Here is a 13,344-nt window from a genome sequence, read left to right on the forward strand (position 1 = left end):
ATCGATTCGTGCTTAATTATTATTGTTCTTCTTTTGGCAGATAAACCGTCATTCGCGTGCCAAAATCGTGGTTGTCGACCATTTCAAGCTGCCCTTGATATCGGTCTGCCAGCTGCTTTATCAGATACAAACCCACACCACGATTTTGCTTCGCTTTGCTCGATACGCCTTTTTCGGTAAGTGCTTTGGTTGCCAACTCTTTCGGCAAACCGCACCCTTTGTCTTCTACTTCTACGATAATTTCATTACCAAAATCACTGATTGAAACTTCAATAACCCGACGCGCTGGTGAAATTTGACCCTCTTGCTTAATCGCCGTCATGGTGGCATCAAAGGCGTTATCAATCAGGTTGCCAAGAATTGTGACAACGTCATCCGCGTTTAAACAGCTAGGCAATGCTTCAAGCCTTGAGCCTTCTTCCACTTTAAGCTCTAAACCAATTTCTCTCGCGCGTTCCGTTTTCCCAAGGAGCATACCTGCGATGAGCGGGTCTTTAACGGTTTCACGCAAGAACTCGATCAAGCTTTGATAGTGCGCGGTTTCTTGGCCAATCAACTGCTGGACTGAATCCAACTCGCCCATCTGAATCAAGCCACTGATAGTGTTGAGCTTGTTTTGATGCTCATGGGTTTGTGAACGCAGTAGATCAGCATATTCTTTGGTTTGTGAGAGCTGGTCTGTTAAATCGTTGATTTCATCGCGTAATCGGAAACTCGATACCGCCCCGACCACCTCACCTGCCACTATAATTGGGCTTCGGTTAGCAATGATTCGCTTATTGTTCAAATACAACTCAACATCGTGGTCGGTGTCACCGGTTGATAACAGTTGCTCTAAATCACTACCTGGCAATACATCAGAAAGGCGCTGTTGATTGAGTGCTTTATCCCTGTCTATCGATAAAATATCACAGGCACTTTTATTAATTGAACGCAAAATGCCGTGCTTATCGATGCTCAGAATGCCCTCTTTCACGGTACTCATGGTTACATCTAGCTCAACATACAACCGGCCTATCTCTTCAGGCTCAAAGCCCAAAATAGCGCGTTGAAAACGGCGAGATACATAACTCGAAATCAAAGCGTTGACCGCAACCACCAGCAACGCCATCACAATCAAAAAGGCTAAGTAAGGTTCGATTCGGTCTTGCAAAGAATCCAATAAGTAACCAACTGACACGACACCAATAACGTTACCTCGGGTGTCTTTTACCGCGGATTTACCACGAACTGAGAAACCAAGCGACCCTTTGGCCGTCGACACATAAGATTCTCCCAATGCCAATGCTTTTTGGTTATCACCACCACGCATGGGTTTACCGAGCCTGTCATCATAAGGGTGAATCAGGCGGATACCTTTATCATCTCCCACAACGATGAACGCCGCGCCAATGAGCTGAGTAAGGTTACGAAATTTAACTTGGGTTTCTTCAGACAGAACGTAGGGAACGCCATTAGGGTCCAACGTTCCGTTTTCTTGAATAATGCTGGTGACAAGTGGCGATTCAGATAGAAATTCAGCAACACCTAACGCTTTCAAACCCATCTCTTGCTCTTGAGATTGTTTGATGTAATAAAAACCAGCCGCTGCAAGAATCAAAAGTTCAACGAGGCCAGTGACCGTCATGATAATCAGTAACCTTTTACGGAAACTGATACTGCTCCATTTCATATTCCACCGTCCCTCGTGTTAGAAGATCAATGTTAACACCAAGTTAATCGCATGACCTTTCTAGGGACGTGAATTTGTGACTGCTACTCAACTAAATAATAGAGCAGATTGTTAATTGATAATCCTTTACGTTGTTCATTTCGATTAATCGTTCGTTTTTAGATCGAATTAGCTTAAAAACCAAAATAAACGAGTAAATATTGAGCTAGATCACTAAGCTTTTAGGTGTTTTTTAGGTTGTTTAAAATAAATACAATTATAATGGTTGCATATGAAGAAGTTTGTTGTTGCTAAGCCATAGGTCATGATTTTCAGACCGCGCTTTAAATCGAAACCTCGATTAACAAAATAGCAACAACACTTCGTTCGCTGGACGTATCTATAACTAAAAGTTGCACGCTCGCCGCTACGGTTGCTGAACAAACAGGTTATCTCTCTAACCTCATTCACACATCCTTATTTATATTACTGGCCAGCATGACAATCAAGAGGCGCCTGATCAAATCAGCGCCCAATAATAAAACATTGATGAGCAGGAAGTATCGATCAGTGGCAACGTCCAATAGAAACAGGATAAAAAAACATAACGTATAAACATTGTTGAAAAGGAAACCAGGCAATGAAACGCGATAACTTTGGAATTTGTCTTACTAAGACTATGCTGTTCAAACACTTACAATCGACTTTTACTCACGTAAGAGCCTATGAGAAAGATGGCACCTCCCCTCCCGATCTCAAGGTATTGTTAGCATTCCCGCAAATGTCAGGTAGAGATTTATTACAAACAATGCAAGGTTCGAGACAATTGGTATGGCGCGCCGATCACCATTGTCCTAGCTTTAAATAAGCCACTTCATTTTGTAAAAACACTTCTATACTGAACTTAAAGAGCACGCTTCTGCGTGCTTTTTAAGTTTCATTTATCTTTGATATTCACGTCATTCAATCTTATTTACACTTGATTGACGAGTTATGAGAATTTCTATTCATATGAGACAATCTATTCAAGACAAATGACTATCGCCCTGTTAACATTAGAGTTAATACTCTAATTGGTATTTAATGCAGATGACCAAACCAAAATTCCGATACCTTGCGATCGCCAGTATGCTTCTCGGCACCATGACTTCGCCAGGCTATGCTGCCCCGCTCACTTTTTCTGAAGCGTGGCAAATATTACAAGAAAACAACAACTCGCTTGCGGCTCAACAAGCCAACGTTGAACGTTATCAACACCTTCAGAACTCAACAAGTAGCCTTAATCTACCTTCTATTACCTTAGGGGCTAACTACACGCACCTTGATAGTGATGTGACGATTAATGGTGAACAGTTCGGCGACAGCTTAAGCGGCGTAGATCCAGCATTTGCTCCCTTCTTAGCTCAGTTAGGTGGTGTTACCTCAACGATTACCGAGCAAGATATCTTCAGCTCTTCTATTCGCGCAGTGTGGCCCATTTTTACAGGTGGTCGAATTACCGCAGCACAAACAGCAGCTGAAGGTAAAAGCGAAGAAGCGCAAAGCCAACTCTTAATGGAGAAGCAAGCTCGCTACGAAGACTTAAGTAAGTATTACTTCTCGGTGATCTTAGCGGAAGACGTCGTGAGAACGCGTCAAGCCGTTGAAGCAGGCTTAACTCAACATCGAGATTTCGCCATCAAGCTTGAACAGCAAGGACAAATCGCCCGAGTAGAACGCCTACAAGCCGATGCTTCCTTAGATAAAGCCATTGTTGAACGCGCGAAAGCTCAGAACGATCTTAAAATTGCTCAATTGGCGCTGACTCAGATCCTTGGTCAAAGTGAAAGTGTAGAACCCTCTGAACAACTGTTTATCAATAAGAACCTGCCTCATATGGACGTGTTCATTGACCAAACACTCATGACCTATCCCGGCCTTAAGATTCTTGATGCAAAAGAAAAACAAGCAAGCAGCTTAATTAAGGCCGAGAAAGGCAAATACTACCCAGAAGTTTATCTTTATGGTGATTACAGCCTGTATGAAGATGACTCTCTAGCCAGTGAAATGAAACCCGATTGGCTGGTTGGCATCGGTGTGAATGTACCACTGCTTGACACTTCAGGCCGTTCCGACAAAGTCGCCGCCGCTCACAGTGCCGTATCACAGGTTCAATTCCTTAAGTCACAAGCCAAGCAAGACTTAACCGTGTTGGTACAAAAGACTTACCTTGAAGCAAACCAAGCGATTGAAGAGGTTCAAGGCCTAAACTCGAGCTTGTCTTTAGCTCAGGAAAACCTATTACTTCGTAAAAAAGCCTTCACACAAGGGTTATCTAACTCATTAGAAGTGGTTGATGCCGAGCTTTATCTTGCGAGCATTAAAACCCAGCAATCTGCTGCGCGATTCAAATACCTAATCTCTCTCAACAAGCTGTTAGCGCTAACCAGCGAAATGAATGCTTACTCAAGTTACTTAACCTCTTCTGTTCCGTCTGATTTCGACTCAAAAACAGACACCGATAGCCAGTCAAAAGGATAATTCATGAAACCTATTAAGCCCCTTCTTCTATCTTTAGTTGGTATCGGCGTTATTGGCTGGGTCGGATACAGTTTCTACCAAGCTTATCAACCACAGCCTGTTAAGCTTCAAGGTCAAATCGATGCGCAGCAATACAGTATCTCATCGAAAGTACCTGGCAGAATTGATGAAATATTCGTGCGTAAAGGTGACTCAGTTGAAAAAGGCGAATTGATCTTTTCTCTTCTTAGCCCTGAGATTGATGCGAAGCTAGAGCAAGCAAAAGCTGGTCAGAAAGCCGCTGGTGCATTAGCACAAGAAGCCGAGAATGGCGCGCGTACTCAACAGATCCAAGCCGCTAAAGACCAGTGGTTAAAAGCCAAAGCAGCTGCCGATTTGATGGACAAAACCTACCAACGTGTAAACAACCTTTACAACGATGGTGTGGTTGCCGAACAGAAGCGTGATGAAGCCAAAACACAGTGGCAAGCGGCGAAGTACACCGAAAGCGCTGCGTTCCAAATGTATCAATTAGCGCAAGAAGGTGCTCGTGACGAAACCAAAGTGGCCGCCGCTCAAAAAGCGTTAATGGCAGCGGGTGCGGTAGCGGAAGTTGAAGCTTACGCAAAAGACACACAGATCCACAGTTGGTTTGATGGCGAAGTCTCTCAGGTTCTATTAAGCAGCGGTGAACTCGCACCACAAGGCTTCCCTGTTGTGACTGTTATCGACACCAAGGATGCTTGGGCTGTGCTCAATGTGCGTGAAGACATGCTTAAGCATTTCGAGAAAGGCAGCCAGTTTGAGGCGTACCTACCGGCTCTGGATAAATCATTAACTTTCCAAGTGACACACATTGCCGTAATGGGTGATTTCGCAACTTGGCGCTCAACAGACGCTGCACAAGGATTCGACTTACGTACTTTTGAAGTAGAAGCGCACCCTGTCGATACGAGCGAAACGCTGCGTATGGGCATGAGCCTAGTGGTTGAGCTTTAGGTGACTTATGTCTGCTAACTCTCAATATACTGGATCGCAATCTAGAGGCTCGCAATCAACTGAGCATCATAGAGCGAAGAATACCTTGCTTAGGCAGTGGGCGATTGTCCGCAAAGACAAATGGTTGTTGTCTTGCCTAACTTGGATTCCTTTGCTGCTTGCTGCCAGTATCTGGCTGATTTTTTCACAAGGGGTCGCTCGTGACTTACCGGTTGCAGTTGTTGACTTGGAACACAGTCAAATCTCGCAAAAGTTCACACGCCTTGTTGATGCATCACCAACGCTGCAAGTCACTCAGAAATACAGCTCTGCGAGTGATGCGGCGAAAGCGATGATCGAACGCGATATCTATGGTTATGTTGTGATACCAAAGAACTTCGACCGAGACCTTCTGCTCGGCTTGAATCCGCAAGTGTCTGTATTCTATAACAGCCAATTTATCTTAATCGGTAAGCTAGTGAACTCTGCCTTGCTGCAGGCTCAAGGGACTTTTAACGCACAGCTTGAAGTCGTTAAGCAGCTGTCACACGGTGATACCACGGTGCAATCCGCATTAGGCCAAGCAGTAACGGTACAAAGCCAGATCACGCCGCTGTTCAACAAGAACACCAGTTATGCACAGTTCTTGGTGTCTGCGGTTATTCCTGCACTGTGGCAGATCATGATTGTGGTGGGCACGATATTGGTTTTGACGGCGAACGTTAGAGCTCGTGGGCTTCACGCTTGGTTATCCAACGCCCCTATGAAGTCACTCGCATCAACATTAACGCCCTACCTTGTCTTGTTTTTGATGTTTGGTATCGCGTTTAGCTTTTGGTTTTATGTGCTCTTAGACTGGCCATTTAACGGCAGCTTTGTGGCATTGACCATTGCCCAACTACTTACCGTCATCAGCTGTATCATCATGGGTTGTTTGTTTTTCTTCTTAACACTTGATCCCGCAAGGGCGATGAGTTTCGCTGGTGCATTTACGGCACCAAGTTTTGCATTCATGGGCATTACCTTTCCAGTAACAGACATGAACACGGCAGCTCAAATTTGGAGAAGCTTATTGCCCGTGAGTCATTACATCGAAGTGCAAACGGCGCAGTCTAGTTATGGTGTGAACGCGGCACAGTCTTTGATCAGCCTCTCTTCTATGTTGTGGTACGCGGTTCCTGCTTTGGTGGTGATGTTGTTAATTAAGAAACACTTGGCGCAATCAGCTCTAACTGCACAAGCAGATCTATCTACACAAACAGGTCTATCAGCAAAAGCAGCTTTATCTACAAAAACAACGCCGTCAACACAGCCAGAAGCATCAGCACAACAAGGAGTAAAACGATGAGCTTTACTCAACTACTCAAACAAGAACTCTTAGCGGTATTGCGCAATCCTGTCGTGCTTCTTACGGTATTTGGTGGTGTGGTCTTCTATTCATTCTTGTATCCATTGCCTTACGCGAACCAAATTCCCCAACAACTGAAAGCATCGGTCGTGAACTTGGATAAGAGTCAAAGCAGCTACCAATTAGAGCGAATGGTGGATGCCACCTCTCAGATCGAATTGGTCCGTCGAGACTCCACCATCGCCGATGCGAAACAAGCTGTGCTTAACCAAAAGATTGGCGGGTTCCTTGTCATTCCAGAAGACTTCTATAAAGACTTGCTGCTCGGTAAGAGCCCGACACTTTCTTACGCTGGTGATGCTTCTTACTTCTTGGTCTACGGAACCATTGTTGAAGGGCTTGCCAAGGCCGGTGGTACGTTAGCTGCGCAAGTTAAGGTCAGCCATTTGTTAGTCGAAGGTGTGCCTTTAGAATCGGCAGCCAAAGGCTACAGTGCATTCAGCTTGAACCTGAAACCAACGTTTAATAGTCGCATGGGATACATCGATTACGTAGTTCCAGCCGTCTTTGTGTTGATCCTGCAACAAACCTTGGCCATGGCTTCAGGTTTAGTGGGCGCAACCCAAAACGCTCAATCGACATTTGGTTACTGGAGCAAAACCTCTCCAGCGAAACTGATGCTTGCTCGCTGTTTTACCTTAGTCGGCATTTATTACTTGTTGTCGATGTACTATTTCGGCGCTAGCTTTTCGATGTATGGGATAAACCAGCTCGCCTCAACAACACAGATCTTAACCTTACTTCTGCCCTTCTTACTGGCCAGCTGTTTGATCGGGATTTTTATTGGTGAGTTAGTACCACGAAGAGAGCTAGTCACGGTTGTAGTGTTAATCAGTTCAATGCCACTGATCTTCTCTTCAGGTTTTATCTGGCCAGTTGAAATGATGCCTGAATGGTTAGTTCTATTATCACAGCTGTTCCCAAGCACACCGGCGATCCAAGGTTTCTTAGCACTTAATCAGATGGGTGCATCTTGGCAAGAGGTGGCGTCTCAATGGACATTACTATGGGGACAGGTTTTATTGTGGGGTTCGTTATTGGCACTTAAGCTCTACCACAAATCCAGCAAGGGCACAGTTGGCAATAGCAATAGTCATCGAGTCGTTTAGTTTTATGTGCTAGCGGAAAGTAGTCATGCTTTCCGCTCATCAAAAGAGCTCTTATAAAGGGCTTTTTTAATATCCTAAGATCCGAATACACCTTCAGCCTTCGAATGTTTAAACACCGCCAAAACATATCGAATACTCGAACTCCCCTGCGCGCCCTCTATGTCCCCCCTATGTCCCTATAACCCATCACTCTGAATTCTCCTTCATTCGCCTCTATAACAGCTACTGCATATGCTTTTCTCTGCCCAAAAAGCATCGACTTATTCCCAAATGATGACAAAACCCGAACAATTGTAAATTTATTGTAAAAATTTCTTTGTTGGCATTATTTTTATGTATAGGATTATCAGTAGGACTTGGTAGTCCGAATGCCATAGTCTTATTGGTGCACATACCAAAAGGATATCCATACAAAGCAAGATCAGTACTTATATTTATTTCGTTTTTCGACCTAGCTACAGCCGTTTATGTTGCCGTCGAATGAAGTAGATATACCGCTGAAATATACAAATCAAATAGAAAACAAACACAACAGCAACAAACATAATTTATTAAAAAGACAGGGAAAACCATGAAAAACATACGTGAATTATTTTTTGGGTTTATATTATTGTTTAGTTCCAGTGCATTTGCAGAAGAAGGATCATTTAACCAAGCTATCAGCAACTTAAGTCAAAGTGTTGATGGGTTTTTCAACGAATACACAGGTTGGTTCGTTGGGCTGATATTTAAAAGTGTACCGATTGGTGAAGCTAACTTCCCAGTGATTGTTGGCTGGCTGTTGCTCGCTGCGATCATCTTCACTGTTTACTTTGGCTTTGTTCAATTTAAACGTGTCGGCATGGCGATAGACATTATCAAAGGTAAGTATACCGATCCTAACTCTAAAGAGGACGGCGAGGTTTCTCACTTTCAAGCGTTAACAACGGCGCTTTCTGGTACTGTCGGGCTTGGTAACATTGCCGGTGTGGGTGCTGCACTTGCGATTGGTGGTCCTGGCGCGACATTCTGGATGATCTTGTGTGGCCTTCTGGGTATGGCTTCTAAGTTCTGTGAGTGTACCTTAGGTGTGAAATACCGAACTATCCTACCTTCAGGTGTTGTTTCGGGTGGTCCAATGTACTACCTAAGCCAAGGTCTTGGTGAAAGAGGTTTAGGTGGACTAGGCAAAGTGCTCGCTATTGGTTTCGCATTAATGTGTATTTTAGGCGCATTGGGCGGCGGTAACATGTTCCAAGCTAACCAAGCACACGCCATGTTGACTTACGCATTTGATGTACCAAGTGAATACGGTGTGATCACTGGCCTTGTACTTGCCTCTTTAGTTTTCTCTGTGATTGTTGGTGGTATGCCTTCTATCGCATCGGTAACGGAAAAAGTTGTTCCTTGGATGGCTGCTCTGTATATCGGTATGGCTCTGATTGTTATCGGTTCTAACCTTGATCAAGTTGGCCCTGCGTTCAGCGCAATCTTTACAGGTGCATTTACTGGTGAAGGTGTTGTTGGTGGATTTATTGGTGCGTTAATTCAAGGCTTGAAGCGTGCAACGTTCTCGAACGAAGCAGGTGTAGGTTCAGCAGCTATCGCTCACTCAGCGGTTAAAACAAAAGAACCAATCACTGAAGGTCTAGTATCACTATTAGAACCGTTCGTTGATACAGTAATCATTTGTACAATGACAGCATTGGTTATCACTATCGCTGGCTTAAACGTAGGTCCATTCGATGGTTCTGGTTTAACAGGTGTAACGCTGACTGCTGCATCGTTTACTGAAACGGCAGAAGTATTCAAATACACACTCGCTCTCGCGGTAATCATGTTTGCGTTTTCTACCATGATCTCTTGGTCGTACTACGGTCTTAAAGCTTGGACTTACCTATTTGGTGAAGGCAAAACAACGGAGCTGATTTTTAAAGTCATGTTCTGTGTGTTCGTTGTTATTGGTGCCACGATTCAATTTGGTGCGGTAATCGACTTCTCTGATGCGGCTATCTTTGCGATGTCTATCTTCAACATTCTTGGTCTGTACTTCTTGATGCCAATTGTGAAGAAAGAACTGCAATCATTTGTTGCTCGCGTGAAATCTGGCGAAATCAAAACTTATGAGAAATAACTTCTCTTCAGTGCTTATCGTCAAATAACACTGTTCTAAAAATTTTTGTAATACCCTTTGCTTGAGAAAGCGAGAACAGTACTGCAATTAATCTGAAATCCCTACTGGCTTATTGTTTAGCTCGTAGGGATTTTTGTATCTGAATTTTCTTGCTCAAGCCGTTCAGGAGCTTGGCTTACTTTTTTACGATCTACCGCCTCTTCTACTTCAATCATATCTCGTTGCGCTAATGGCGAGTTACAATCATCAAAACAGTAGGCTACGGTGCAGTTCTCACACAGATATTCATTCATGGTTTAATCCCTGTCCATTGAGATGGTCTAATCACAGAACTACAACAGACCACGTGTTCATCCTAGAACACCGCTATTATGCTGTTTCTCAACCTTATAAATATGCGTGCAAAGTCACCAAGTATTCAATTGATCACATATTAAAACTATTTTACGGCTCTAATCACGGATAGCTTAGTAATAGTGTGAAAACGGTTATGCACTAAGCTACGGAACAGATTAACAGCATAAATAAGCCATTTGGAACGAAAAACGCCCACACCATTTGCATGATGTGGGCGTTTGAATAGCTATAGCTAAAGACGAATGAGTTAAAAGTTTGAGTCTATAAACCCATCTCTTCGGTTAGCGTTTTAATTTGCTTAAGATCCATGGTGTGAACTTCAATCATTTGTCTGATGTCACTTAGGCGAGAATTTGCGTTGTCTTGCTTCTCACACGCGTCAGATTTTGCATCCCATGAAGTGCCATCTAAGAACACATCACACGCTTTCTTAAGCGAACCAAGGTTTTGTTCAAGCTCGCCTCTTTCTTTCTCAAGCTTTTCAAGTTCTTGAGAAATCTGTAATTCTTTTCGGAAAACTTCACGCGAACGCTCAAACAAGGTCGATTGCATGTCAGCCTGACGATTAAGTTTCTGATTGTCTTGCTGAGTTTGCTCTAACGTCTGCTTCTGTTCGTTTAGCTGTTGCTCTAACGAGTAATTCGCCTTCTCTAAAACCGAAGACTGTTTCGCTAATTCTTGGAGTTCTTTTTGATGTTCTTCTGTTTGTTTTACTAGAGCGGCCTCTACTTTCGCATCGATTTCAGTATCGACTTTAGCCACTTTCGCTTCAACGGATGTCATCAATTGTGTTTTGCTATCACGCAGTTCTTGATAACGAGCTTCGAGTACCTGATAAGTGGACTCCCACTTCGAAGCCGTGACTGTAGAACCGATTAAGCCACCCAGAGCTAAACCTATAACCGCAGCAATACCGATATAGAGCTGACTGCGCTTATCGCGTTCTTCAATAACAACCACTTCATCTTGTTCGCTTTGTCCAGATTGCTGGTTCACTAGCGGGTACTCCCAAAAATTTGTTTAACGTTACGCGGTCACTGACACGAATGCCAATACTGATGTGTAGGCTCAGTTAAACCTATCGCTCAAGCCAGAAGCACTTAAGCTTTACTAACACATTCATCCCACCTGTGCACAGGCAGGTTTAACGAGTTAACTCCGAAATCATCAAGCTGGCAGTATACAAAAGGAAGCTGCTAACGATAACTATCACTACCCATTTTTGCAGTTTTTCGTTTGTCCGGTAACGAAATAGTACAAATGCCAAAGCCAATAAAAAAACAATCGCTATTAGTCGAGTCATAACTCCTCCTTGTTTCTCTATTTTATACCATTTAAATAAGCAAGTTACGTCAGAGACTCGTTGTTTGATCATTTAGTTGAACAACATTTGTGCAAACAGATATTTTGTAGCTGACATCACATTTTATATGATCTAGGATACGTCTACAGATTACCTAATTATTTAGGTAATTGTTCCGAAGAAGACTGCAGGAGAGTGGTTTTTAACTAAATATTAACATTTAGTTAGATTGACCCGCCGAAGAAGTAAATCTTTCAGGTGCTTTATGCTGGAGAAATCCAGAAAAGTGAGGACTGTCGTTGGAGGAACCTCTGGAGAGAACCGTTAGATCGGTCGCCGAAGGAGCAAGCTTAGTGCCCGTTACTTATCTATAAGTGATTCGCTAAGTGAAACTCTCAGGCAAAAGGACAGAGGAGTGGAAAGCAACAGCCTTAATTAACAAAAGAATTCTATCTAGAAATCCGTATGTATTAAGTAGTGCTCCCGATCCCTGTGATCTGCACTGCCTTCCCTCTTCTCCTTAAATTTTTAATTTATTAAGGGGAATTTATGAACCACCTACAAGCTACACTACAAACCATCAACCAATTCGTTTGGGGACCACCACTGCTTATTCTGCTAGTGGGTACAGGTATCTACTTTACTTTTCGCTTAGGCTTACTCCAGTTTAGACACCTCCCAACGGCACTGAAAATGGTGTTCAGCAAAGACAAATCTGGTACGGGTGACGTATCGAGTTTCGCGGCTTTGTGTACTGCACTTTCAGCAACCATTGGTACAGGTAACATCGTTGGTGTAGCGACCGCAATCAAGATTGGTGGCCCTGGTGCCCTATTCTGGATGTGGCTTGCCGCTGTATTTGGTATGGCGACCAAATACGCAGAATGTCTACTTGCTGTTAAATACCGCAGAACCGATAGCAATGGCGAAATGGTTGGCGGCCCTATGTACTATCTTCAATACGGTGTTGGCTCAAGAATATTGGCGGTGATGTTCGCTGTGTTCGCTTTGGGTGTTGCCTGCTTCGGTATTGGTACCTTCCCACAAGTTAACGCTATCTTAGACGCGACTGAAATCTCATTTGGCGCTTCTCGTGAGATGTCTGCTGTCGTGCTTACGATATTGGTGGCGGTGGTAACCCTTGGTGGTATCCAATCTATCGCTAAAGTAGCAGGGAAAGTTGTTCCTACTATGGCGGTGATGTACGTCGTCGCGTGTTTAAGCGTTCTGATTTCAAATGCAGACCAACTACTGAATGCCATTACCCTTGTTGTTACCTCTGCGTTTACAAATACTGCGGCAACAGGCGGTTTCTTTGGTGCGAGCATCATGCTTGCTATCCAGTCTGGTATTGCTCGTGGTGTATTCTCTAATGAATCTGGTTTAGGTAGCGCACCAATGGCTGCGGCGGCTGCAAAAACAGATTCATGCGTGAAACAAGGCCTTGTCTCTATGACTGGTACCTTCTTCGATACCATCATCATTTGTACGATGACAGGTTTGGCACTTATCTTAACAGGCGCTTGGCAGACTGACCTTTCTGGTGCTGCGATGACCACTCATGCATTTGCTGTTGGTCTGAATGCAGACACGCTTGGCCCTATGCTGGTTTCAGTTGGCCTAATCTTCTTTGCGTTTACTACGATTCTAGGCTGGAACTACTACGGCGAGCGCTGTGTTGTTTTCTTGCTGGGTACTAAAGCAGTCTTACCTTACAAGATCATCTTCATTGCGTTGGTGGCTTCTGGTGCATTCTTGAAGCTCGACATGATCTGGATATTGGCAGATATCGTCAACGGCCTGATGGCAATTCCAAACCTAATCGGCCTTATCTTACTACGCCATGTTGTTATCGAAGAAACTAAGCTGTTCTCATAGACAGGATCTTAAGCTCTAAGCTATTTATTTAGATAGAAAAAAGGCTTC

10 protein-coding genes and 1 riboswitch are annotated in these 13,344 nt (G+C 43.8%); of the genes, 7 read left to right on the forward strand and 3 right to left on the reverse strand.

The window, feature by feature from the left end; genetic code table 11:
- Positions 1-19: 19 nt before the first annotated feature.
- On the reverse strand, positions 20-1,672 hold the full coding sequence (locus tag OCV19_RS08880; RefSeq protein WP_065677034.1) for an ATP-binding protein: 1,653 nt from the start codon (positions 1,670-1,672) through the stop codon (positions 20-22).
- Positions 1,673-2,291: 619 nt separating this feature from the next.
- On the opposite strand from OCV19_RS08880, the gene OCV19_RS08885 reads away from it, so the two are divergent.
- From OCV19_RS08885 to OCV19_RS08910, 6 genes are all read left to right on the forward strand, one after another.
- Positions 2,292-2,519 carry a hypothetical protein gene (locus OCV19_RS08885; protein WP_017099084.1) on the forward strand — a complete coding sequence of 76 codons (228 nt, stop codon included), beginning with the start codon at positions 2,292-2,294 and terminating at the stop codon, positions 2,517-2,519.
- Between the two features lie 215 nt (positions 2,520-2,734).
- Positions 2,735-4,171 (forward strand): TolC family protein, encoded by a 1,437-nt coding sequence (locus OCV19_RS08890; protein ID WP_065677035.1) that lies wholly within the window; start codon positions 2,735-2,737, stop codon positions 4,169-4,171.
- Between the two features lie 3 nt (positions 4,172-4,174).
- Positions 4,175-5,149, forward strand: a complete 975-nt coding sequence (locus tag OCV19_RS08895) for an HlyD family secretion protein (RefSeq protein WP_050633437.1) — start codon at positions 4,175-4,177, stop codon at positions 5,147-5,149.
- 7 nt (positions 5,150-5,156) lie between these two features.
- Entirely contained in the window at positions 5,157-6,476 is a 1,320-nt protein-coding gene (locus OCV19_RS08900; protein ID WP_065677036.1) for an ABC transporter permease, read from the forward strand.
- A complete protein-coding gene (locus OCV19_RS08905) occupies positions 6,473-7,645 on the forward strand; it encodes an ABC transporter permease (protein WP_065677037.1) in 1,173 nt (390 codons plus the stop codon). The genes OCV19_RS08900 and OCV19_RS08905 overlap by 4 nt, the downstream gene beginning before the upstream one ends.
- A gap of 571 nt (positions 7,646-8,216) precedes the next feature.
- Positions 8,217-9,758 (forward strand): alanine/glycine:cation symporter family protein, encoded by a 1,542-nt coding sequence (locus OCV19_RS08910; protein WP_065677038.1) that lies wholly within the window; start codon positions 8,217-8,219, stop codon positions 9,756-9,758.
- Positions 9,759-9,874: 116 nt separating this feature from the next.
- On the opposite strand, the gene OCV19_RS08915 is transcribed toward OCV19_RS08910, so the two are convergent.
- Positions 9,875-10,051 (reverse strand): hypothetical protein, encoded by a 177-nt coding sequence (locus OCV19_RS08915; protein WP_165886700.1) that lies wholly within the window; start codon positions 10,049-10,051, stop codon positions 9,875-9,877.
- A 325-nt stretch (positions 10,052-10,376) separates the two neighbouring features.
- The gene (locus OCV19_RS08920; RefSeq protein WP_065677039.1) at positions 10,377-11,111 is read right to left on the reverse strand and encodes a chromosome partitioning protein ParA; all 735 of its coding nucleotides are present in this window, start codon (positions 11,109-11,111) and stop codon (positions 10,377-10,379) included.
- 608 nt (positions 11,112-11,719) lie between these two features.
- Positions 11,720-11,839, forward strand: a riboswitch (glycine riboswitch).
- 128 nt (positions 11,840-11,967) lie between these two features.
- On the opposite strand from OCV19_RS08920, the gene OCV19_RS08925 reads away from it, so the two are divergent.
- Entirely contained in the window at positions 11,968-13,296 is a 1,329-nt protein-coding gene (locus OCV19_RS08925) for an alanine/glycine:cation symporter family protein (RefSeq protein WP_065677040.1), read from the forward strand.
- Positions 13,297-13,344: the final 48 nt, after the last annotated feature.

This window comes from Vibrio celticus (assembly GCF_024347335.1).
In the GTDB taxonomy this organism is placed as follows: Bacteria; Pseudomonadota; Gammaproteobacteria; order Enterobacterales; family Vibrionaceae; genus Vibrio; species Vibrio celticus.

What these genes read in the sequence shown, in the direction of transcription:
- OCV19_RS08880 (WP_065677034.1), bottom strand. Translation starts at nt 1,672, where the DNA reads ATGAAATGGAGCAGTATCAGTTTCCGTAAAAGGTTACTGATTATCATG.
- OCV19_RS08885 (WP_017099084.1), top strand. Translation starts at nt 2,292, where the DNA reads ATGAAACGCGATAACTTTGGAATTTGTCTTACTAAGACTATGCTGTTC.
- OCV19_RS08890 (WP_065677035.1), top strand. Translation starts at nt 2,735, where the DNA reads ATGCAGATGACCAAACCAAAATTCCGATACCTTGCGATCGCCAGTATG.
- OCV19_RS08895 (WP_050633437.1), top strand. Translation starts at nt 4,175, where the DNA reads ATGAAACCTATTAAGCCCCTTCTTCTATCTTTAGTTGGTATCGGCGTT.
- OCV19_RS08900 (WP_065677036.1), top strand. Translation starts at nt 5,157, where the DNA reads ATGTCTGCTAACTCTCAATATACTGGATCGCAATCTAGAGGCTCGCAA.
- OCV19_RS08905 (WP_065677037.1), top strand. Translation starts at nt 6,473, where the DNA reads ATGAGCTTTACTCAACTACTCAAACAAGAACTCTTAGCGGTATTGCGC.
- OCV19_RS08910 (WP_065677038.1), top strand. Translation starts at nt 8,217, where the DNA reads ATGAAAAACATACGTGAATTATTTTTTGGGTTTATATTATTGTTTAGT.
- OCV19_RS08915 (WP_165886700.1), bottom strand. Translation starts at nt 10,051, where the DNA reads ATGAATGAATATCTGTGTGAGAACTGCACCGTAGCCTACTGTTTTGAT.
- OCV19_RS08925 (WP_065677040.1), top strand. Translation starts at nt 11,968, where the DNA reads ATGAACCACCTACAAGCTACACTACAAACCATCAACCAATTCGTTTGG.